Source organism: Microbacterium sp. HA-8 (assembly GCF_046111165.1).
Taxonomy (GTDB): domain Bacteria; phylum Actinomycetota; class Actinomycetes; order Actinomycetales; family Microbacteriaceae; genus Microbacterium.
The window spans coordinates 2,970,537-2,992,920 of the sequence record NZ_CP162025.1; the positions used below are offsets into that span (position 1 = coordinate 2,970,537).

The 22,384-nt window shown below is 70.8% G+C and carries 17 protein-coding genes, 1 tRNA gene and 1 other RNA gene; 7 read left to right on the forward strand and 12 right to left on the reverse strand.

The window, feature by feature from the left end:
* Positions 1 to 95: 95 nt before the first annotated feature.
* The gene (locus AB2L57_RS14125) at positions 96 to 1,496 is read left to right on the forward strand and encodes a threonine/serine exporter ThrE family protein (protein ID WP_409047388.1); all 1,401 of its coding nucleotides are present in this window, start codon (positions 96 to 98) and stop codon (positions 1,494 to 1,496) included.
* Positions 1,497 to 1,552: 56 nt separating this feature from the next.
* Positions 1,553 to 2,044 carry a hypothetical protein gene (locus AB2L57_RS14130; RefSeq protein ID WP_292811539.1) on the forward strand — a complete coding sequence of 164 codons (492 nt, stop codon included), beginning with the start codon at positions 1,553 to 1,555 and terminating at the stop codon, positions 2,042 to 2,044.
* 193 nt (positions 2,045 to 2,237) lie between these two features.
* Here AB2L57_RS14130 and recR read toward each other — a convergent pair whose 3' ends face one another.
* From recR to ffs, 7 genes are all read right to left on the reverse strand, one after another.
* A complete protein-coding gene (gene recR / locus AB2L57_RS14135; RefSeq protein WP_292811542.1) occupies positions 2,238 to 2,831 on the reverse strand; it encodes a recombination mediator RecR in 594 nt (197 codons plus the stop codon).
* Positions 2,831 to 5,161 (reverse strand): DNA polymerase III subunit gamma and tau, encoded by a 2,331-nt coding sequence (locus AB2L57_RS14140; RefSeq protein WP_409047389.1) that lies wholly within the window; start codon positions 5,159 to 5,161, stop codon positions 2,831 to 2,833. The genes recR and AB2L57_RS14140 overlap by 1 nt, the downstream gene beginning before the upstream one ends.
* A gap of 43 nt (positions 5,162 to 5,204) precedes the next feature.
* Positions 5,205 to 7,751, reverse strand: a complete 2,547-nt coding sequence (locus tag AB2L57_RS14145) for a glycoside hydrolase family 65 protein (protein WP_292811546.1) — start codon at positions 7,749 to 7,751, stop codon at positions 5,205 to 5,207.
* Positions 7,752 to 7,814: 63 nt separating this feature from the next.
* Positions 7,815 to 8,546 carry an HAD family hydrolase gene (locus tag AB2L57_RS14150; RefSeq protein WP_409047390.1) on the reverse strand — a complete coding sequence of 244 codons (732 nt, stop codon included), beginning with the start codon at positions 8,544 to 8,546 and terminating at the stop codon, positions 7,815 to 7,817.
* A 112-nt stretch (positions 8,547 to 8,658) separates the two neighbouring features.
* Positions 8,659 to 9,900: an acetate/propionate family kinase gene (locus AB2L57_RS14155; RefSeq protein WP_409047391.1), complete on the reverse strand. Its 1,242-nt coding sequence runs from the start codon at positions 9,898 to 9,900 to the stop codon at positions 8,659 to 8,661.
* Positions 9,901 to 9,902: 2 nt separating this feature from the next.
* Complete coding sequence (gene pta / locus AB2L57_RS14160; RefSeq protein WP_409047392.1) at positions 9,903 to 12,023, reverse strand: phosphate acetyltransferase; 2,121 nt, start codon at positions 12,021 to 12,023, stop codon at positions 9,903 to 9,905.
* Between the two features lie 74 nt (positions 12,024 to 12,097).
* Positions 12,098 to 12,194: signal recognition particle sRNA small type (ffs, locus tag AB2L57_RS14165), an RNA gene on the reverse strand.
* A gap of 113 nt (positions 12,195 to 12,307) precedes the next feature.
* Between ffs and AB2L57_RS14170 the strand changes: the two genes are divergently transcribed.
* From AB2L57_RS14170 to AB2L57_RS14190, 5 genes are all read left to right on the forward strand, one after another.
* Positions 12,308 to 13,519 (forward strand): integrase, encoded by a 1,212-nt coding sequence (locus AB2L57_RS14170; RefSeq protein ID WP_409046856.1) that lies wholly within the window; start codon positions 12,308 to 12,310, stop codon positions 13,517 to 13,519.
* A gap of 158 nt (positions 13,520 to 13,677) precedes the next feature.
* Positions 13,678 to 14,667 carry an AAA family ATPase gene (locus AB2L57_RS14175; protein WP_409047393.1) on the forward strand — a complete coding sequence of 330 codons (990 nt, stop codon included), beginning with the start codon at positions 13,678 to 13,680 and terminating at the stop codon, positions 14,665 to 14,667.
* Positions 14,664 to 15,914: a DUF58 domain-containing protein gene (locus tag AB2L57_RS14180; protein ID WP_409047394.1), complete on the forward strand. Its 1,251-nt coding sequence runs from the start codon at positions 14,664 to 14,666 to the stop codon at positions 15,912 to 15,914. Before AB2L57_RS14175 ends, AB2L57_RS14180 begins: the two co-directional genes overlap by 4 nt.
* Positions 15,901 to 18,150: a DUF3488 and DUF4129 domain-containing transglutaminase family protein gene (locus tag AB2L57_RS14185; RefSeq protein ID WP_409047395.1), complete on the forward strand. Its 2,250-nt coding sequence runs from the start codon at positions 15,901 to 15,903 to the stop codon at positions 18,148 to 18,150. The genes AB2L57_RS14180 and AB2L57_RS14185 overlap by 14 nt, the downstream gene beginning before the upstream one ends.
* Before the next feature lie 45 nt (positions 18,151 to 18,195).
* Positions 18,196 to 18,280, forward strand: a tRNA-Ser gene (locus AB2L57_RS14190).
* Positions 18,281 to 18,433: 153 nt separating this feature from the next.
* On the opposite strand, the gene AB2L57_RS14195 is transcribed toward AB2L57_RS14190, so the two are convergent.
* The 5 genes from AB2L57_RS14195 to AB2L57_RS14215 all read right to left on the reverse strand — a co-directional run bounded on the left by AB2L57_RS14195 (position 18,434) and on the right by AB2L57_RS14215 (position 22,331).
* Complete coding sequence (locus tag AB2L57_RS14195; RefSeq protein WP_292811561.1) at positions 18,434 to 19,321, reverse strand: metalloregulator ArsR/SmtB family transcription factor; 888 nt, start codon at positions 19,319 to 19,321, stop codon at positions 18,434 to 18,436.
* Between the two features lie 27 nt (positions 19,322 to 19,348).
* Positions 19,349 to 20,002: an arsenate reductase ArsC gene (locus AB2L57_RS14200; protein ID WP_292811563.1), complete on the reverse strand. Its 654-nt coding sequence runs from the start codon at positions 20,000 to 20,002 to the stop codon at positions 19,349 to 19,351.
* On the reverse strand, positions 19,999 to 20,415 hold the full coding sequence (locus AB2L57_RS14205) for an arsenate reductase ArsC (RefSeq protein WP_292811565.1): 417 nt from the start codon (positions 20,413 to 20,415) through the stop codon (positions 19,999 to 20,001). The genes AB2L57_RS14200 and AB2L57_RS14205 overlap by 4 nt, the downstream gene beginning before the upstream one ends.
* Before the next feature lie 93 nt (positions 20,416 to 20,508).
* Positions 20,509 to 21,030, reverse strand: a complete 522-nt coding sequence (locus AB2L57_RS14210; RefSeq protein WP_409047396.1) for a GNAT family N-acetyltransferase — start codon at positions 21,028 to 21,030, stop codon at positions 20,509 to 20,511.
* Positions 21,018 to 22,331 carry an FAD-dependent oxidoreductase gene (locus AB2L57_RS14215; RefSeq protein ID WP_409047397.1) on the reverse strand — a complete coding sequence of 438 codons (1,314 nt, stop codon included), beginning with the start codon at positions 22,329 to 22,331 and terminating at the stop codon, positions 21,018 to 21,020. The genes AB2L57_RS14210 and AB2L57_RS14215 overlap by 13 nt, the downstream gene beginning before the upstream one ends.
* Between the last annotated feature and the right edge of the window lie 53 nt (positions 22,332 to 22,384).

The window sequence follows — 22,384 nt, forward strand, 5'->3', positions numbered from 1 at the left end:
TTCTACGGATGCGCGCATGCCCGCCCGTCCATGTGTTCGGTCAGGTGCGCGACGTAGGGTTGTTCGGCCCCACCCCGCTCCAGAGAACTGCCCTCATGTCGCCTCGCCGCAGCCGCACCCTGCTGTCCCCGCTCCGCCACCTCGTCCGCACCGAGGATCCCTCCGCCGCCCTCACCGAAGCACTGCCGGTCATCGACGACGCGATGGCGGTGCGCATCATCGACCTCGCGGTCCGCATCGGCGAGACGATGCTGACAACCGGTGCCCCGGCGAGCGAAGTCACCCTCACGATCGTGCGCGTGGCCGGTGCGTACGGCCTGTCCCCCGTGCACATCGACGTGACGTACAACTCGATCACGGCGGCTCACCACCGCAGCGGGGCGACGCGGCCCATCACGCTCATGCGAGTCGTGCGTCAGAGCGCTCCCGACCACGACAAGCTGCGCCACCTGCAGGCGCTCGTGGTCGACATCCGGCAGGGACTGGACATCGACACGGCCCGCGAACGCTACCGGGCGATCCGGCGCGCGGCGTTCCGCTATCCGCCGGTCGCCGTCATCGCGGCGCAGGCGCTGCTGGCCGTGGGTGTCGCCGTCATGTTCGGCGCGACGCCCGCCGTCGTCGCGATCGCCGGCGTCGCGGCGGCTCTGGCAGCCCTCACCCAGTTCGCCCTCGCCCGCGCGCGGGTGCCCTTCTTCTTCAGCCAGATCGCGGGCGCCTTCGTACTGACCATGGTCGCCGCCGCGGCGCCGCTGCTCGCTCTCACCGGACTGGTGGCGGCGGATGCTGTCCGCCCCTCGGTCATCGTCGCGTCGGGCATCGTGCTGATGCTCGCCGGCCTCACGGTGGTCGGCGCCGCGCAGGACGCGATCGACGGATTCGCCCTCACCGCCCTCGGCCGCATCCTCGAGCTGACCATGCAGACCCTGGGTGTCGTGCTCGGCATCCTCGCGGCCCTGCAGGTGGCCCTCGTCGCGGGGATCGGCATGGCCGCCCCGAGCGAGGCGCTGCCGTTGGGGGCCGTGCCCCTGCAGCTGACCGGGGCGGTGCTCATCGCGATCGCCGTCGCGCTCTACAACGGTGCGGGGCTTCGCATCGTCGCAACCAGCGCTGTGCTGAGCCTCGTCGCCTGGCTCGGCTTTCTCGCCGCCTCGGCGACGGGACTCGATGCGGCCGCCGCGAGCGGCATCGGGGCCTTCGCCGGCAGCTTCCTCGGCATCGTCGCCGCGCACCGCCTGCACGTGCCGTCCGTCGCGATCACGACGGCGGCCATCCTGCCGATGGTGCCGGGAGCCGCGGTGTTCCGCGGGCTTCTCACGATCGTCGACGCGAGCGAGTCGCCCGACCTGCTCGGCCCGGGCTTCGGCACCCTCGCAAGCGCGGCCGTCATCGGCGTGAGTCTCGCCGTCGGCGCCTCGCTCGGCATCTATCTCGGACAGCCGGTGCGCGCGACCCTCGGCGGGGTGATCCGCTCCCGCGCCCGCGTGCGGCGCTGAGCTCGCGACGGACGCGGAGCCCGCGACGCGGCGAGACCAGGCGCTACAGTTCGGGCATGACGGACGATCTGGCGCTGTGGTCGGAATTCAATGTGGCGATGCTCGGCGCGACGGCCGCCCTCGCCGGCCTCGTGATCGTGGCGATGAGCGTCAACATCCGCGAGATCATCGCCTCCCGCGCGCTGACGGCGCGACTTGCCGCGGGCATCGCCGCGCTCGTGCTCGCGATCGTCGCGTCGGGCACGGCATTGGTGCCCGGCATCCACCCGGCGGCCTACGGCGTGGTGTTGATCGCTGCGGCCCTGTTCGCGGGGGTGTTCCAGGTGAACGCGAGCGTGGCGATCTTCACCGATCCCGAGCCCGCGGCCCGCGCGCGGCTGGCCAAGTCGCTCCTGGGGTTCCTGCCGATCCTCGCCTACCTCGTCGGCGGGTCGATGGCGATCGGCGGCGCTCCGGGGGCTCTCGCCGTCACCGCCGCGGGGGCGCTCATCGCGATCGTGGCCGCGATCATCGTGGCGTGGGTCGTTCTGGTCGAGGTGCTGCGCTGACCGCTGCGGGCGGGGCTGTCCGCCAGGTGCGAGAACAGGAGATGTGGCGGAAACAGGAGCAACCGAGCCGAAATCTCCTGTTCTCGGCGCATCTCCTGCGTCGGACACGTGCGGCGCAGCGCTCTGCCCTGCCCACAGGGCACAGGGGGGCGCAGGTGCGCAAGGGCGCAAAAGGCGCGTCCTCGCGCCGCCGCTACAGAGTGCGGCGACCCTCGAACGCGCGCCCCAGGGTGACCTCATCGGCATACTCGAGGTCGCCGCCGACGGGGAGGCCCGATGCGAGCCGCGAGACGCGGACCTCGAGCGCGAGCAGCAGCCGGCTGAGGTAGGTGGCGGTCGCCTCCCCCTCGAGGTTGGGGTTGGTGGCGAGGATGACCTCGTGCACCGTGCCGTCGGCGAGACGCGTCATGAGTTCGGTCACGCGCAGATCGTCGGGGCCCACGCCGTCGATCGGGCTGATCGCGCCGCCCAGCACGTGGTACAGGCCGCGGAACTCGCGGGTGCGCTCGATGGCCGCGACGTCCTTCGCGTCCTCGACGACGCAGATGACCTCGGGATGCCGACGCGGATCGCGGCAGATGCTGCACCGCTCCTGCTCGGCGACGTTGCCGCAGATCTCGCAGAACCGCACCTTCTCGCGTACCTCGGCGAGCAGGGTCGCGAGACGTGCCACGTCGAAGGACGGTGTCTGCAGGATATGGAAGGTGATGCGCTGCGCAGACTTGGGACCGATGCCGGGCAGACGCCCGAATTCGTCGATCAGGTCTTGGACGATGCCGTCGTACATCAGGTGAACCTCGTCGGGGGCTCGAATCGCTCCTCGCGCACGAAGCGCGCACCGAGAACCTGTCGCACGACGGCCTCGCCATAGCGCTCGACGCCGACGGGCGAGGGTGCGAAGCGGGCAGGGGGCACGCGCACCGGGGCCGCCGGACCTCGCACGTCGATGTCGGTCTCGTCTGCCTCGTCGCCGGTATCGACCGGCGGTGCGGAGTCGGCGATCACGTCGCCCTCGTGCGGGGCGGTGGCCTCGGGCGCGAGGGGGGATGCTGCGGCCTCTTCGGGCTCGACGTCGACGGCGAACTGCGCGGGCACGGAGCGCACAGGCGCGATGACCATACCTCTGGGCGCGGACGAGGCGTACGCCGACGAACCCGCAGGCGACGCGGGCGCCTCATCGGCGGGAGAGGTCGGAATAGGGGCGACGGCCCACTCCGTCACCGGGGCGGGCTCGATGGCACCTGCCGCCCGTGCCGCGGGTGCCGGGGCATGACCCGCGGCCGGCCCGCGAGCGGGCGTCGCGGTGCGCGCGACGCCGCCGTCCGAAGAGGGCGGGCTCGCCCACGCGCTGCTCTCGGGCGGTCCGGGCTCGGGCTCGGGTTCGTCGACCGGCGGGGGCGGCGGCGCCTGGCCGTCGGCGTCCAGACGCGCAATGAATTTGACGCGCACCGCGAGGACACGGTCGATGGCGGTGCGCAGGTCTTCACTGGCCCCGGCGCCCGCCGTGCGCTGCTTGAACTTGGCGACATCGCTCTGGCTCTGGAAGGTGAGCGTGAGGACATCGCCGGTGTAGGCCTGCACGCGCGCATTGCTCGCCACCAACCACGAGGAGCGGCTCAGGCCTTCGAGATTCGAGAGGACCTCGGGCCATGCGTCGCGAACATGGGCGAGGGTGAGGGGCCCCTCGGGGACAGGACGGGCGGCGCGGGCGGGCGAGGCCGCCGGCGGCGGCGGCGGCGCGGCCGCAGGCGCGGCGGGTGCATCGGTCGCGGGCGGCACGGCCGGAGCGGCCGCCTCTCGCACGTTCGGAGTCGGCTGCGGCGTCGCCACCACAGGCGGAGCAGCCACAGGCGGAGCAGCCTCAGGCGGAGCAGCCACGGGCGGAGCGGCCGCCGGTGCCGCGGGAGCGGGCGTGACCCCCGCGGCACGAGGCGCCGCAGCCGGAGCAGGGGCCTCGTCGGACGGGCCGATGCGCTCGGCCGCGGCCTGTGCGCCGGCGGGAGCCGCCGCGAGCACGCGCGCGATCATGAGCTCGAGCTGCAGGCGCGGGGATGTCGCCCCGGTCATGTCGTCGAGCGTGCGGCTGACGAGGTCGGCGACGCGCGAGAGGCGGTCGGCTCCGAAGATCGACGCCTGCCGCGACATGCGCGCGAGTTCGTCGGCGCCGATGCCGCGCAGCACCGCCGCGGCGCCCTGCCCTGTGGCCTCGACGACGATCAGGTCGCGCAGCCGCTCGAGCAGGTCGTCGACGAAACGGCGCGGATCTTGCCCGGTCTGCACCACGCGGTCGACAGCCTGGAACGCCGCCGCCGCGTCGGCACCGGAGAGTGCGTCGACGACCTCGTCGAGCAGCTCGGTGTGCGTATAGCCGAGGAGCGAGACGGCACGCTCGTACCGCACCAGCACCGTCGGCGAATCGGCCGCGGTATCGGAGCCGGCGATCAGCTGATCGAGCAGCGAGAGGGTGTCACGGGGGGATCCGCCGCCGGCGCGCACGACGAGGGGCAGCACGCCCGGCTCGACCGAAACGCCCTCTTCGGTGCACAGCTGCTGCACGTACTCGAGCATGGGCCCGGGTGGCACCAGCCGGAAGGGGTAATGGTGCGTGCGGGAGCGGATGGTGCCGAGCACCTTCTCGGGCTCGGTCGTGGCGAAGATGAACTTGACGTGGTCGGGCGGCTCTTCGACGAGCTTGAGCAGCGCGTTGAAGCCCTGCTGCGTGACCATGTGCGCCTCGTCGAGGATGAAGATCTTGTACCGGTCACGGGCCGGGGCGAAGATCGCCCGCTCGCGCAGGTCGCGCGCGTCGTCGACGCCGTTGTGCGAGGCCGCATCGATCTCGACGACATCGAGCGAGCCCCCGCCCGCGCGAGAGAGCTCGACGCAGCTGGCGCAGGTGCCGCACGGGGTGTCGGTGGGACCCTCGGCGCAGTTGAGACAGCGGGCGAGGATGCGCGCCGACGTCGTCTTGCCGCAACCGCGCGGCCCCGAGAAGAGGTACGCGTGACCCACCCGATCGTTGCGCAGCGCGGTCATCAGCGGATCGGTGACCTGCGACTGCCCGATCATCTGCGCGAACGTCTCGGGACGGTAGCGGCGGTAGAGGGCGGCGGTCACGCCCCCAGCCTACGGCGTGGGTCCGACATCCGTTCCGGCGTGATCAGGTGTCCGCCCCGAAGCCGTCGTCCGGGGATGCCGGCAGTGATCCCGAGACCACAGCGACCGATCCCGTGATGACGGGGATCGTGGTCGTCACCGTGGGGACGGATGCCGAGAGCAGGGTGCCGTCCTCGCGACGGACGTCCTCGAACTGCTCGAGGGAGGGCTTGCCGCGTCGCACCGGACCCTGGTCGGCCAGCGGGACGACGACCTCCGCGCCGGGCGTCGCGGTGTACGACTGCCCGCGCACGCGGAAGGCGACAGCATCCCCACCCTCGTCGACGCTCGCCCGGAGCGCGTCTCGGGTGATCGTGACGTGCAGCGGGGTGCTCTGCCAGCGCAGCGTGAACGACAGCTCCGGCCACGAGGCGGGCAGGCGCGGGTCGAACGAGAGGTCGCCGTAGTGGTCGCGCATGCCGCCGAATCCGCAGACGAGAGCGGTCCACACGCCGCCTGCGGACGCGACGTGCACACCGTCGGCGGCGTTGTGATGCAGGTCGCCGAGGTCGACGAAGATCGACTCGAGGAAGTACTCCAGCGCGAGGTCCTGATACCCCACCTCGGCCGCGAGGATCGACTGCACGACCGCCGACAGCGTCGAGTCGCCCGTCGTGAGCGGGTCGTAGTACTGGAAGTCGGCGAGCTTCTCCTCGGCCGTGAAGTGATTGCCCTGCAGGAAGAGCGCGAGCACGACGTCGGCCTGCTTGAGCACCTGGAACCGGTAGATCACGAGGGGGTGGAAGTGCAGCAGCAGCGGCCGCTTGTCGGCCGGCGTGTGCTCGAGGTCCCACACCTCGCGTTCGAGGAAGAGCGAGTCCTGCGGGTGGATGCCGAGGGCCTCGCTGAAGGGGATGTGCATCGCCTCGGCCGCCAGATCCCAGCCTTCGGCCTCGCTCGGATCCAGCCGCAGCCGGTCGGCCATGAGCCGGTACGCCTCGGGGTCGTCCTGCTCCATCTCGCGGACGGTGCGGGCGGCGAAGCGCAGATTGAAGCGCGCCATCACGTTGGTGAACAGGTTGTCGTTGACCACCGTGGTGTACTCGTCGGGCCCCGTGACGCCGTGGATGTGGAAGGTGGGCTCGTCGCCGCCCTCGCGCCAGAAGCCGAGCGTGACCCACAGCCTCGCGGTCTCGACCGCGATGTCCACCCCGTCGCGGTAGAGGAACTCGACGTCATCCGTCGCGCGCACGTACTTCGCGAGCGCGTACGTGACGTCGGCGTTGATGTGGTACTGCGCGGTGCCGGCGGCGTAGTAGGCCGAGGCCTCTTCGCCGTTGATCGTGCGCCAGGGGAACAGTGCGCCCGCCTCGTTGAGCTGGAACGCGCGCTTGCGCGCGGCGGGGAGCATCAGCGTGCGCATGCGCAGGGCGTTGCGGGCCCACAGCGGCGAGGTGTAGGTCAGGAAGGGCAGGACGTAGATCTCGGTGTCCCAGAAATAGTGGCCGCTGTAGCCCGACCCGGAGACGCCCTTGGCCGGCACACCCTGACCGTCGGCGCGGCCCGCGGCCTGCGCGAGCTGGAACAGACACCAGCGTGTCGCCTGCTGCAGGTCCTCGTGGCCTCCGATGCGCACGTCGGAGCGCTCCCAGAACGCCGCCATCCAGTGCCGCTGGCGCTCGTAGATGTGCTCGATCCCCTCGCCCGCGGCGCGATCCAGCGAACGGCGGCACCGGTCGACCAGCTCCCGCGCGGGCACACCGCGGGAGGAGTGGTAGGTGACGATCTTCGTCACCGTCGTCGGCACACCGGCCTTGGCGCTGACGCGGAAGACGTTCTTGGCGATGTCGGGCTCGATCAGCGTGCGCGCCTCGAACTCGTTCTCGGTGTCGATGAAATGGTCGGCCGCCACCGCCACCGTCATGCCCGAGGCGTTGACCCGGTAGCTCAGGGTCGATCGGTTGCCGTCCTGCCAGTACTCCTGCGGCAGCAGCACGCGCTCGGCGATGCGCTCGGCCTTGCGCGGGTCGAACCCGGCTTTCTTCGGCGCTTTCGGTGTGCCGCCGTAGACGTCCTCGCCGTCCTGGCGGTTGATCAGCTGGCACGAGACGGTCACGGCCGCGTCGGCGTTGAGCACCGTGACCGTGACCCGCATGACCGCGAGGTGCTTCTCCTCGAACGACACCAGGCGGTCGAAGTCGATCTGGACCTGCTTGCCCGCCGGTGTGCACCACAGCACGTTGCGGCGCAGCACCCCTTCCTTCATGTCGAGCTCGCGCCGGTACGCGCGCACGTCCGCGATGTCGAGCGAGAGCGGCTCGTCGTCGATGTAGACGCGCATCACCTTGGCGTCGGGGGCGTTGACGATGGTCTGGCCGACCTCGGCGAAGCCGTAGGCCTGCTCCGCGTGCCGGATGGGCCACGTCTCGTGCAGGCCATTGATGAACGTGCCGTGCTCGTGGGCGCGGCGGCCTTCGGGATGGTTTCCGCGCAGGCCCAGGTAGCCGTTGCCCACCGCGAAGAGGGTCTCGGTGACGCCCGTGTCCTCCTCGGAGTAGGCCGTCTCGACAAGTCGCCAGGGGTCGACGGGGAAGCGGTCGCGATCGATCATTACGGCGGATGCTCCTTGTGCGGGGGGATCAGAAGGGCGAGAGGATGCTGTCGTCGCGGCCGGTCAGCGCACGAACTCGTCGAGATCGGAGACGACGATGTGCGCGCCGGCGGCGGTCAGCGCCTCGGCGCCGGCGCCGCGATCGACGCCGACGACGAGTGCGAAGCCGCCGGCGGCGGCGGAGGCGACTCCGGAGACGGCGTCTTCGACCGCCGCGCAGCGGGCGGGATCGACTCCCAGCATCCGCGCCGCTTCGACGAAGACATCGGGCGCGGGCTTGGAGGCGAGGTGGTCGCGTTCGGCGATGACGCCGTCCATCACGACGGGGAACCGGTCGCGGATGCCCGCGGCGGCGAGCACCTCTTCGGCGTTCTTCGAGCTCGAGACGACCGCGATCGGCGTGCCGGCGGCGGCGAGCACGTCGAGCAGTCGCAACGACCCGGGAAAGGCCGCGATGCCCTCGCTGCGCAGCACGCGCGCGAACACCTCGTTCTTGCGATTGCCGATGCCGCAGACGGTGTCGGCCGACGTCGGATCCGACGGCGCCCCCCACTCGATCTCGATGTCGCGGCTGCGCAGGAGGCTGGCCACGCCGTCGTAGCGCTTCTTGCCGTCGAGGTACTCGAAGTAGTCGCGCTCGGTGTAGGCGGGAGTGATGTCCCAGTCGGCGAACAGCTGGTCGAACATCGTCTTCCAGGCGTACTCGTGCACCTCGGCGGTCGGGGTGAGCACCCCGTCGAGGTCGAAGAGCACAGCGTCGAAGGTGGAGAGGTCGGGCAGGGCGTCGGCGGTCACAGAACCTCCAGGCGGGCGGCGCACCGCGGGTCGAATCAGCGGCTCCCCATCGTGCCGTGGTGCCAGCGTAGCCCCGCGGAGCGCGACGCCGGTACCGGCAGGATCGGAGAGCTCAGTCGCGTGTCGCGGCGAGGGTCTGGCGAGCGATCTCGAGCTCCTCATTGGTGGGCACGACGAGCACCGCGACGGCGGAGGAATCTGTCGAGATCCGCCGTGGCTCCCTGCTGCGGACGGCGTTTCTCACCGGGTCGATCTCGACCCCCGCGAAGGCCAGCGTGGCCATCGCCTGCTCGCGCACGAGCGGTGCGTTCTCGCCGACGCCCGCCGTGAAGGAGATGACATCGACACCGCCGAGCTGGGCGATGTAGGCCCCGGCGTAGGCGCGGAGGCGGTGGATGTAGACCTCGAAGGCGAGCGTGGCATCGGGGTCCCCCGCCTCGACGCCCGCGACGACGTCGCGCATGTCGCCCCGGCCCGAGAGGCCCAGCAGCCCGCTGCGCTTGTTCAGCATGGTGTCGAGGTCGGAGACCGACAGGTCTGCGCGGCGGGCGAGGTGGATCAGCACCGCCGGATCGAGGTCGCCCGAGCGCGTGCCCATGACGAGGCCCTCGAGCGGGGTCAGGCCCATCGAGGTCTCGACCGAGCGTCCACCCTCGATCGCCGTGACCGAGGCGCCGTTGCCGAGGTGGAACACGATCTGACGGAGCGCATCGACAGGTCGCTCGAGGAAGGCGGCGGCCGCCTCGCTGACGAACTTGTGGGAGGTGCCGTGGAACCCGTACCGGCGCACGCGGTGCGCGCTCGCGAGCTCGCGGTCGATCGCGTACGTGTAGGCGGCCGGGGCGAGGCTCTGGTGGAAGGCGGTGTCGAACACCGCGACGTGCGGGATGTCGGGGAACGCCGCCTTCGCCGCACGGATCCCCTGCAGATTGGCGGGGTTGTGCAGCGGGGCGAGCACCGAGAGCTCGTCGATGTTGATCTCGACGAGAGGCGTGATCAACGTGGGCTCGAAGAAGCGCGCGCCGCCGTGGACCACGCGGTGCCCGACCGCGATCGGCGGGCTCTGCGCCAGCGAGGGGCCGTCCTGCGCGAACGCCTCGAGCATGACCGCGAACCCCGCCGCGTGGTCTGGGATCGGCAGGTCGCGCTCGAATGTCGCGTCGAGCACCGTCGGTTCCGGGGCGGCCGACGCATCCGTCCGCATTCCCGCCACCGTCACCGTGTGCGCGGCATGTCCTACGGACTCGCCGATGCGCTCGACGAGACCCGAGGCGAGCACGGCCTCGGTGTCGGCGTCGATCAGCTGGTACTTGAACGAGGATGAGCCGCTGTTGACGACGAGGATGGCACTCATGCTCACTCCCCCTGGGCCTGGATCGCGGTGATCGCGATGGTGTTCACGATGTCTTCGACGAGCGCGCCGCGAGAGAGATCGTTGATCGGCTTGTTCAGACCCTGCAGCACGGGCCCGATGGCCACCGCGCCCGCCGAGCGCTGCACCGCCTTGTAGGTGTTGTTCCCCGTGTTCAGGTCGGGAAAGACGAAGACCGTCGCGCGTCCGGCAACCTGAGAGCCCGGCATCTTCGCGGCCGCAACGGCGACGTCGGCCGCGGCGTCGTATTGGATCGGCCCCTCGACGAGCAGCTCGGGAGCGCGCTCGCGCACGAGAGCGGTCGCCGCGCGCACCTTCTCGACGTCGGCTCCCGACCCGGATTCCCCGGTCGAGTACGAAAGCATCGCCACCCGCGGCTCGATGCCGAACTGCGTCGCCGTCGCCGCCGACGAGATCGCGATGTCCGCGAGCTGCTCGCTCGTGGGATCGGGGATCACGGCGCAGTCGCCGTAGACCAGCACGCGGTCGGCGAGCGCCATCAGGAAGACCGAGGAGACGACCGAGACGCCGGGCGCCGTCTTGATGATCTCGAACGCGGGGCGGATCGTGTGCGCCGTCGTGTGCGCCGCGCCCGAGACCATGCCGTCGGCAAGGCCCAGATGCACCATCATCGTGCCGAAGTACGACACATCGGTCACGGTGTCGGCCGCCTGCCCGTGTGTGACGCCCTTGTGGGCGCGCAGCCGCGCATACTCCTCCGCGAAGCGGTGCACGGTGACGGCGTCGAACGGACTCAGCACCTGCGCGTCGCGGATGTCGATGCCCAGCTCGATCGCGCGATTTCGCACCTCGATCTCCTCGCCGAGGATCGTCAGGTCGGCGATGCCGCGCGCGAGCACCCGCGCTGCGGCCCGCAGGACTCGGTCATCATCGCCCTCGGGCAGCACGATCCGCTTGCGCTCGGATCGCGCGCGCTCGATGAGCTGATACTCGAACATGAGCGGAGTGACCACCGTCGCCCGGGCGACACCGAATGCGGCGAGCAGCTCGCGCGTGTCGACGTGCTTCTCGAACAGTGCGAGGGCGGTGTCGTAGCGGCGCTGCGAGTCGGCCGCGAGGCGTCCGCGCGTGTTCATGATGCGCACGGCGGTGTCGTAGGTGCCGAGATCGGTCGTGATGATCGGCAGGGTGGACCCGAGCCCGTCGATGAGACGCGTGATGGCCTCCGGCAGCTCGAAGCCGCCGTTGAGCACGATGCCCGAGATCGAGGGGAATGTGCCCGACGCGTTCGCCAGCAGAGCCGCCAGCAGCACCTCGGACCGGTCGGCGGGGATCACGACGACGGCGCCCTCGAACAGCCGGGGCAGCACGTTGACCATCGACATCCCGGCGACGACCACCCCCAGCGCCTCGCGGGTCAGCAGATCGGGGTCACCCGAGAGCAGATGCCCCTCGACGGAGCGCATGATGCCGCGGATGGAGGGTGCGACGAGGAAGAGGTCCTCGGGGATCGCCCACACCGGCACCGAGCCCCGCCCGTGCACCGTCAGCGATCGGCGCAGGGCCTCGACGGTGCCCTCCAGTGTGGCGGCGTCGGCCCTGTTCGCCACGACCGCGAAGAGCTCCGCACGTCCGTGGGCGAGCTCCACGAGGGCGAGGTCGGCGATCTGGCCCATCTGATCCGGAGTGCGGGCGATGGAGGAGCCGAGCTGCTCGGTCTGGCCCTGCCCGGCGCGCCCACCGAGCACGAGCAGCACAGGCGCCCCGAGGTTCGCCGCGATCCGCGCGTTGTACGCCAGCTCTGCGGGGCTCCCGACGTCGGTGTAGTCGCTGCCGAGGATCACGACCGCATCGCACTGCGCCTCGACGGCCTTGTAGCGCTCGACGATCATCGACAGCGCAGCATCCGGATCGGCGCGCACGTCGTCGTAGGTGACGCCGAGGCACTCGTCGTAGTCGAGGTCGACACCGTCATGATCGAGCAGCATCTCGAGGACGTAGTCCCGCTCGAGGGTCGAACGGGCGATCGCCCGGAAGACGCCCACCCGGGGCATCGCGTGGCTGAGGGTGTCGAGAACCCCGAGCGCGATGGAGGACTTGCCCGAGTGCCCCTCGGCGGACGTGATGAAGATGCTCTGCGCCACGCGACCAGCCTAGGTTGCGGGATGCCGCGCGGCACTGCTGCGTGCGCACCGACATGGATCCGCCCCGGCGGAAAAAGAAAGACTCTCCGCGCACCCGGCAGAGCCTGGTTACCCTTGCTACGTTTCCGTCCTGGGGGAGTTGGCCTGGATGCCGTCACGCGGAGAGCTGCCCCCAGTCTAACCCGCGCTCGGGTCAGAGATCTCCCACGACGAGACTCAGCTAAAAGGTCCGGGAAGGGCTGCGCGTGCCTCACGTAGGAATGTCCGCGTAGTTCCCTGGGGTGATGAGCAGGGAGTTGTCGATGGCGGCGCGCCGTGAGATCACGAAGAAGTTCGCCCGCGAGTATGCGAAAGCAGGCAAGGAAGAGAAGGGCCGGCTGCTGGACGAGCTTGTGCACGCGACAGGCTGGACGCGTGATCACGCGCGCCGCGCGATCCGTGCCGCGAACGCACGCAAAGGTGCCGCGCGCGATCAGCAGCGTAAGCCGCGTGAGCGGAAGTACTCCTACGATGCGCTCGTGGTGCTGCAAGAAGTCTGGCGGCTGTCCGGGCAGCCGTCGGGAAAGTACTTCGCGGCGATCATGGACGACACCCTCGAACGCCTCGTCCGCTTCCGTGAGCTCGGCAAGGTCGAGCAGCGGGTCACACCGGAGGTGCTGGACGAGTTGCGATCGATGAGCGCCGCGACGATCGACCGGTACCTGAAACCGCACAAGGACGCCGCCTACCCGGTCGCGGTCTCGGGCACGAAGCCGTCCCACATCCTGCGCTCTTCGATCCCGACGCGCACCAGCATGGACGCCCCGCTGACCGTCCCGGGGTTCCTGGAGCTGGACACCGTCGCGCACTGCGGCCACTCCCTCAAAGGCGAGTTCCTGCGCACCCTGACCGGCACCGACCCGGTCGCGGGGTGGACGATGCTGCGCACGATCCGCAACAACGCCTACGTGCACGTGCACGGCGCCCTGGAATGGATGGTGAAGAACGCGCCCGTCCCGGTCGCCGGGCTCGACTTCGACAACGGATCCGAGTTCATGAACTGGGGCGTGATCGCCTGGGCGGACAAGAAGGAGATCCCCGTCACCCGGGGGCGTCCCTACAAGCACAACGACAACGCGCACGTCGAGCAACGCAACGGCGACTGGGTCCGCAAACACGCGTTCCGCTACCGCTACGAGACCGAGGCGGAGATGACCCTGCTCAACGAGCTCTGGGATTTCGTGATGGCCCGCAAGAACCATCTGCTGCCCTGCGTGAAAGCGATCGACTGGACCCACACCGCAGCCGGCCGGAAGAAGCGCGTCTACGACAAGCCACGTACCCCCTACCAGCGGTTGCTCGACGCCGGTGTGCTCGACGAGAAGACCCGCGCCCGACTGGAGCGCGAGCATGCGAAGCTGAACCCGGCACGGATCACCCGACGGATCAACCAGATCCAGCAACAACTCATCGAACTCGCCGCCGCCCGCACCCAGGGCACCCGCCCCGCCGCCTGAGCTACGCGGACATTTCACGTGAGGCAAGCATCACTCACTCCCGGACATCTTGACGTGAGGCAAGACGTCCCAGCCCCGGGCGCCCCTGCAGAGGTTACGATCGGATAACGGTGCCGACGACGACCCGAGTCCTCGCCCGTTCCGCTCGAGGGGGTCCCATGCAGCAATCCGCAGCACCGATCGATGCCGACCGCTTCGCGGAGCTCTCCACCGGCATTCTCGAGTCGATCTCGGAGGTGATCGACGGCAAGCCGCAAGCCGTGCGCACAGCGCTGATCGCGCTGCTTGCCGAGGGGCACCTGCTGATCGAGGATGTGCCCGGCGTCGGCAAGACGATGCTCGCCAAGGCCCTCGCGCAGAGCGTCGATGCGAGCGTGCGGCGCATCCAGTTCACCCCCGACCTGCTGCCGGGAGATGTCACCGGCGTGTCGGTGTTCAACCCCGTGCAGCGCGAGTTCGAGTTCAAGGCGGGCGCGATCTTCGCGCACATCGTCATCGCCGACGAGATCAACCGCTCCTCCCCCAAGACGCAGTCCGCCCTCCTCGAGGCGATGGAGGAGGGCCAAGTCACCGTCGACGGCCACTCTCACGCCCTGCCCGAGCCCTTCCTCGTCGTCGCGACGCAGAACCCGCTCGAGATGGAGGGCACATACGCCCTGCCCGAGGCGCAGCGCGACCGCTTCATGATCCGCATCTCGATGGGGTATCCCGACGCGGCCTCCGAGGCGCTGATGCTGCGCCAGCGCGACGCGATCAATCCCCTCGACCGCATGCGCGCGGTGGTCGACACGGCCCAGGTGCGGCAGATGATCGCCTTCGCGCGCGCCGTGCACGTCTCCCCCGCCGTCGAGGAGTACGCCGTCGCGCTCGCACAGGTCACCCGCAACCACCCGGATCTGCGCCTGGGCGCGAGCCCCCGAGCGACCCTGCAGCTCGTGCGGGCCGCGAAGGTCTGGGCTGCCCTCGACGGACGCGCCTTCGTCATCCCCGACGACCTCATCGCGCTCCTGCACCCCGTCTTCGCCCACCGCCTGATCCCCTCCCGCACCATCGCGGGGGCGCGCGCACGCGGGGGCGCCGACGCGATCACGGCGATCCTCGATCGCATCGCGACGACCGTGCGCGTGCCCGTCGCCGCCCGCGCATGAGTCGGTGGTGGCCCCTCACTCTGCGGGGCACGGGCGCACTGATCCTCGCGCTCGCCTGCTTCGTGCTCGCGGGCGAGCTCGGCACCGTCGAGCTGCTCTACGTCGGCAGCCTGCTGCTCGCCCTCATCGTGGCGAGCATCGTGGTGCTGCACCTGGGCCGACGCATCGACGATGCCGAACGCACGCTGCACCCGGAGATGGTCCCGGTCGGCGAAAGCACCGAGGTGCGCGTTCGCATCACGATGCGCGGGATGCTGCCGGCCGGTGGTGCGCGCTGGTCCGACGCGCTGCCGCGAGGCCTCCGCAGTCCCGCGCGGGGCGACATCGACGCGTTCGACACCTCTTCCGGGCCCGGCTCCCGCACCGCGACCGTCAGGTACACGGCGACGGCTCTGTGCCGCGGCACGTGGCCGCTCGGGCCGCTCTCCGTGCGCACGAGCGACCCGTTCGGCATCGCGGCGCGCACGCACCGCGTCGCCGGCGACACCCGGGTGATCGTCCCGCCCGCCGCGACGGCGCTGGATCATGTGCCGATCAGCGCGGGCGAGTCCGGCGGAACCCTGCACGCCGCGAGCGATGAGCTCGGTCAGGGCGCCGACAATCTCATCGCCCGTCCCTACGCCCCGGGCGATTCGATGCGGCGGATCCACTGGCGCGCGACGGCGCACCGCGACACTCTGATGGTTCGGCAGGAGGAGCAGGAGCAGACCCCCACGGCCACCGTCATGCTCGATCGCAGCGCCGTGCGCTGGGACGCCTCCGCCCGCCACTCCCCCGGCGCCGACTCCGGATTCGAAGCCGCGCTCTCGGCGTGCGTGTCGATCGTGCTTCGGCTCGCCCGCGACGGATACCTCGTGCACGTGCGCGACTCCGACGGCCAGGCGCTGTGCGACCCCATACCCGGCACCGAGTCGGCGGATGAGACCGACCACATGCTCACGCGGTTCGCCACCATCACGACCCGGCGGGATGACACGCTGCCCGCCGTGGCGCGCCTGTTCGCGGGCGACCAGGTCGGGCCGCTGCTGCTGATCACGGGTCGGCTCGACGCGGCCGACGCCGCAGCCCTCGCCCCCGCCGCCCACCATTCCGCGCTGCCCGCGCTGCTGTGCACCGCGGCGTCCGCCGACGCCTTCGCCACGGCGGGTGCCTCCGGGTGGCATACCGCGGCGATCGGGCCGGATCTCGATCTGCAGGCCGTCTGGGTCGGAGTCGCCGAGCACGGGGGTCGACGTGTCCACGCCTGAGGGCGGCATCCGTCGTCGGCCGCAGGCGACGCTCGCGATCGCCGTGCTGCTCGCGGTCGTGACCGCGCTGATGCCGCTGCTGCGGGTGATCTCGGGGGGCGCCTGGCTCGCCACCGCGCTCGGGATGATCGTCGCCGTGCTCGCCGCGGGATACGTCGTGCGATGGCTGCGCCGGCCCGCGATCATCGTGTCGGTGGTCGAAGCTGCCGTGTGGCTCGTCGCGATGACGGTGCTCTTCGGCGGCGGCACCGCTCTGCTGGGCGTGATCCCCACCCCCGACACCCTGCGCCAGGTGCCACTGCTGATGGATGCTGCGCTGCAGCAGATCCGCGACGGCGCGGCGCCGCTGGATGCCGGTCCCGCCCTGGCCTTCCTCATCGTCGCCGCCGCGGGGCTCCTCGCGATCGCGATGGACCACGTCGTCGTGACGGCGCCGATGCCCCTTCTCGCGACGGTGGGGCTGCTCGCCGTCTATCTCATCCCCTCCATCGCGGTGCCCTCGGGCATCGACCTGGTGGGGTTCATCGCCTTCGCGGCCGCGATCCTGCTGATGCTCGCCGTCGAGACTGCGACGCGCGACCGCTCCAGCGGGTCGGGCGCCCGAGGGGCGTCCCGGGTGCCCGCCGGCACCGCCGCGGCCGTCGGCACCGCCGCGATCGTCGCGGCCGTCGCGATCGCCCCCGTGATGCCCGCTCCGCAGTCGGCCGGTTCGACCGTGATCGCGGTGCGCGGCAACACGATCGACCCGAGCCTCGAGCTCGGACAGGACCTGCGCCGCCCGCAGGAGGTCGAGGTGCTGACCCTGCGCAGCGACGCGCCCGCGCCGCCCTACCTGCGCGCCGTGACGCTCTCGGAGTACGACGGCGACGAGTGGGAACCCGACCGCGGCGTCCCCGCGACTCTCGAGGCCGGATTCGATCCCGTCATCGTGGATCCGGATGTGCGGGTGTCCGAGTACACGGCGACGATCGAGGTGCGCAACTTCGTGAGCCCGTGGCTGCCGATCCCCTACCCCGCCGTCGGCATCGACGGGCTCGACGGCGAGTGGTCCACGATCGAGCAGAACCGCACCGTGCTCTCCCGCCAGTCCTCGCCGCAGGGTCAGGACTACAGCGTCAGCTACCAGGTGCCGCGGCCGACGCTCGAGCAGATCCGCGAGACCGACGCGAGCGTGCCGGCTGGTTCACGCTCGCTGCAGCTGCCCGAGGGGGAGGATGAGGCGATCGGCGCGATCCGCGAGACGGCGCTGGCGGTCACCGCGAGCACCTCGACCGACTATGACGCGCTCGTCGCGCTGCAACGGTGGTTCCGAAGCCCCGACTTCGAGTATTCGCTCGTCGCCCCCGTCAACGATGGGTTCGACGGCTCCGGCCTCGAGGCCGTCCAGGCGTTCCTGGAGGAGCGCAGCGGATACTGCGTGCATTTCGCGTCGGCGTTCGCGATCATGGCGCGCACGCTCGACATGCCCTCGAGGATCGTCGTCGGCTATCTTCCCGGCGCCCCGACACAGGAGCAGATCGACCGTCAGACCGTGCACACCGTCGTCAGCTCCCAGCTGCACGCGTGGCCCGAGGTGCACTTCGCCGGGATCGGCTGGGTTCCCTTCGAGCCCACGAACAGCCTGGGCGTGCCGACCGGGTTCGCCTCGGGAGCGGTGTCGGGCTCGGCCGATTCACTGACCCCGGATGCCGGGGGTGCAGCATCCCCCGCTCCCTCGAGCTCGCTGGCGCCCGGCATGACCGACGGGCTCGACGAGTCGGGTGCGCCTCTCGATTCCCGCGTCGCGATCGACCCGACCGGTCCGGTGTTCCTCACGATCGCCATCGCCCTCGCCCTCGTGCTGCCCGGCCTGTGGCGTGTCGTCCGGCGCCGTGCGCGGCTGCGCGAGGCGGACGCGGGCGACGCGGCCGCGGCCTGGCAGGAGATCGTGGACACCGCCGCCGATCTCGGCATCAGCTCGCCGAACGGCGAGTCGCCGCGCGCGCTCGGACGCCGCCTCGTCGCCGAGCACGGTGCACCCGCCGCGGAGATGGGCGTCGTGGTCGGCGCGATCGAGCGCGCGAGCTATGCCGGCGCCGCCGATCACGCCCCCGACCTGGCCGACGCGGTGCGCGCCGTGCAGTCCGGGCTCGCGGCGCGCGCCGATCGGCGCGACCGCCTCTCGGCCGCCGTCGTGCCCCGCTCGCTGCTGCGCCGCGGATACCGGGCGGTCGGCGGGGCCCGGCAGGCACGATAGGATGGTCGGCGGCCCTTCGGGGTCACGTGCCCGTCCGCGGGCGCGGGAGGATTCGCCTAGTGGCCTATGGCGCACGCTTGGAAAGCGTGTTGAGTGAAAGCTCTCAGGGGTTCGAATCCCCTATCCTCCGCCCCTTTCCCTCGCCATCCCCGACCCACCTGTTGTTGCGTGTGCGTGCACAACTGCGGACCGAACGGGCGACACGCCGCACCTCGCGCCGCGACACGCGACGGGGCCGGCACGAGGTCCGCAGCTGTGCACACCCGGTGGGCGCAGACCGGACTCACGACGGGAGGAGCTCGGCGAGCAGCTCGCGCACGCGCGCCTCGATGTCGTCCCGGATGCCGCGCACGTCTTCGAGCGATCTGCCCGTCGGGTCCTCGAGTTCCCAGTCGAGATATCTCGGGCCGGGGTAGACCGGGCAGGCGTCTCCACAGCCCATCGTCACCACGACGTCCGCGGACCTGACCGCGTCGTCGGTCAGCGGCTTGGGGAACTCGCCCCCGAGCGAGACCCCGATCTCGTCGAGCGCCGTGACGATCGTCGCGCGGACCGCTCCCGCGGGCGCCGAGCCCGCGGTGCGCACGACCACCCGCTCCCCCGCGAGTTGGCGGAGGATTCCGGCGGCCAGCTGCGAGCGCCCGGCGTTCTCGACACAGACGAACAGCACCGCAGGTGTCGAGCCGGCCGGCGCATCAGCGCGGGCCCTCGCATCCAGGCGCGCCGTCGCGAACGCCGCGGTGCGCGACCCGATCAGAGCGTCGGTGTTGCTCCGTGTCAACAGACGATGACTCTCGACGACGTAGCGCTCGATCGTCTGCCGGCTGAACGTTCCGCGGTATCGCTCGACGAGCCCGGCCACGATGCGCGTCAGATCGAGGTCCGTCGACGCATCGGGCGTCTCCGTGCCGAGCAGGGCATCGATGCGCTCGATGTGCCGAGGATCGAGCGAGTACCAGACGCGCCGCCCCTCCGGTCGGCGCTCGACGATTCCCCGCGCCGTGAGCTCCTTCATGTGGTGGCTGACCGTCGGCTGGCGAAGGCCCAGGGCGTCCGCCAGACGGCCCACCAGCGCCCGACCATCGGGCGCATCTCGGATCAGGCGGACGATGCGGGCACGGGTGGGATCGCCGAGCACCGTCCAGTCCTCCGAACCACCACCGAAACCCATAGACCGAAGTCTATGCGCCGACCGCCGTCACGAGACGTCCGCCGGAACGAGCTCCTCCAGCAACTGCTCGACGCGCGCGCGGATGTCCTCGCGCACCGCGCGCACCCCGTCGAGGTCGAGGTCGGCGGGATCCCGCAGCTGCCAGTCGAGGTACCGCTTGCCGGGGTAGATCGGGCAGGCGTCGCCGCAACCCATCGTGACGACAGCATCCGCCGCCCGCACGACGTCGTCCGTGAGGGGCTTGGGATATTCCTCGTCGACGGGGATGCCGAGCTCGGCCAGCACCTCGGCGACCTCGGGGAGGATCTGCTCGCCCGGCTGCGACCCGGCGGAGCGCACGTGCACCCGCCCGCCGGAGAGGTGGCGGGTGAGGGCGGCGGCCATCTGAGAGCGTCCGGAGTTCTGCACGCAGACGTAGAGGATCTCGGGGACTGGCTTCGCGATCAGCCCCTTCGACTGCGCGAGGGCGGTGAGGCGGTCCCGGGCGAACTTCTCGGCCAGCGACGGCAGATGCACCGAGACGGAGGCCGTTCGAGCGAGGGCGGCGTAGGACTCGAAGACGATGCGCTCCACCGTCTCCTCGTTCACCATCCCCGTGAAGTGCTGCGCGAGGCGCTCGGAGGCGCGCTGCAGCACGGAGTCCGCCGACAGCAGGCCATCCTGGCCCCTGCGGGTGGTCATGAGGCTCTCCGTGCCGGAAGCAGCTCGCCGATCAGGCTCTCGATGCGGCCGCGGATCTCGTCGCGGATCGGCCGGACGGCCTCGATGCCCTGGCCCGCCGGGTCGTCGAGCTCCCAGTCCTCGTAGCGCTTGCCGGGGAAGATGGGGCAGGCGTCGCCGCAGCCCATCGTGATGACGACGTCCGACTCTTTGACAGCCTCGACCGTCAGCACTTTGGGCGTGTTGCCCGTGATGTCGATGCCCTCCTCCGCCATCGCGGCCACCGCGACGGGGTTGATCTGGTCTTTCGGCGCGGAACCCGCCGAGAGGACCTCGACATCGTCGCCCGCGAGCGCGCGCAGGTACCCCGCGGCCATCTGGGAGCGGCCGGCGTTGTGGACGCAGACGAACAGGACGGTGGGCTTGTCGGACATGCTGTCTCGCTTTCTCTTTCTCAGAAGCATAGACGGCTGTCTATTGCTCTCGCGGAACGGGAGGTGAACTCCCGTCGACGATTCGCCGTAGCCTCAGTCGGAACCCGTCACCGCACTCCGCCGCTCGATCAGGACCGTGTCGCGCCACCGTCCGGCGTGGGCACCGCGCCCCGAGCGGGCGATGCGCTCTCGGCGTCCCACGACTCGGAAGCCCGCCGACTCATGCAGACGCAGGCTCGCCGCATTTTCGGGAAAGATGCTCGACTGGATCGTCCAGATATCCACGGCCTCTGCCGCGGCGATGAGCGCATTCAGCAGCATCCGCCCCACCCCCGCGCCCCGCACCTCCCGGTCGACGTACACCGAGTGCTCGACGACGCCCCGGTACGCGGGCCGCGCCGAAACGGGGGATGCCGCGGCCCATCCGCGCACCGTTTCGGCGTCGTCGACCGCCACCCATCGGAGTGCTGAGGGACGCGCGGCCTCGAACACCTCCCACGATGGGGTGTCGATCTCGAAGGTGGCCTCCCCCTCGTCGATGCCCTGCCGATAGATGCGCTCGACGGAGGACCAGTCCGCGGCGGTCATCGCCCGCACGCGCATCAGGCGCAGCATCCACCCGAGGCGTCGCCTGTGGAGCAGACACCGGTCGCGGGAAGCGAGAGCTGCACCGTCGACGCGGCACTCATGTCTCCATCAAGCCACGCCGCGACGGAGCGCACCTGCTCGTATCCGGTCGCGAGCAGGAACGTCGGCGCCCGACCGTAGGACTTCATGCCCACGATGAAGAAGCCGCTCTCGGGGTGCGCGAGTTCGCGGTACCCGTGCGGCTCGACCGTGCCGCAGGTGTGCACGTTCGGGTCGATGAGCGGCGCGAGGCGGCGGGGGGCCTCGACGATGTCGTCGAGCTCGAGGCGGATCTCGCGCAGCATGTCGAGGTCGGGGCGAAAACCCGTGGCGTTGACCACGACATCGGTCGCGTGCGAGACCACCTCGCCGCGGCGGTGCCCGACAAGCGACACCTGGTCGCCGGCGCGATGCGCGCGGATGATCTCGAATCCGTCGACCATCTCGATGAGCCCGTCCGAGACGGCACGGTCGACCCGTCCGCCGAGACGGGCGCGATCGGCGAGCTCGTCATCGCCGGACGACGTCACCCGCACCGCCGCACTGCCCCGGATCAGCCAGCTCACTCGCGTGCCGGGCTCCTCGCGGGCCAGCGCGACGAGCGCCAGCAGAGTGTTTGCGGCGGAGTGACCGGCACCGACGACACTCGTGTGGCGTCCGGCAAATCGAGGCCGATCGGCGCCGAGGACATCGGGAAGCGCCGGCGCGACCCGGTCGGAGATCTCGGCCAGGCCGAGCAGGTCGAGTCCGTTCGAGGAGAGCGGGTTGGGCGAACGATAGGTGCCCGAGGCATCGATCACGGCCCGCGCCGGGATCTCGTCGATGTCGCCGCCGGCCGTGCGGGTGCGGATCACGAACGGCGTCGAGGCCCGGCCCCTGCTGCGGGTGCGGTCCATGCCCTCGCGGCTCACGGCGACGACCTCGGTGCCCAGACGCAGACGCGCGCCGATCTCGGGCACCTCGGCGAGGGGAGCGACGTACGCCTCGACGAGTTCGCCGCCGGTGGGCGCCACCTCGGGGGCAGGATGCTGCCACCCGCGCGTTTCGAGCAGCTCCCGCGCCACGGGGTCGACGAGGTGCCGCCACGGCGAGAAGAGGCGCGTGTGTCCCCACGAGCGGACGCTGTCCGCGACGCGGTCACCGGCCTCGAGGATCACGAAGTCGATGCCGCGGCGCTGCAGGTGCGCCGCCGCCGCGAGCCCGATGGGACCCGCCCCGATGACGACCGCCGGAAGGGTTGCGAGCCTCGCGTCCTCGCGCACGCGAGGGGTCAGATCGAGCAGGGTCATGGCGGCCTCCGAAAGACATCGACGAACTTCGATGTAGATTCTGCGCCCGAGTA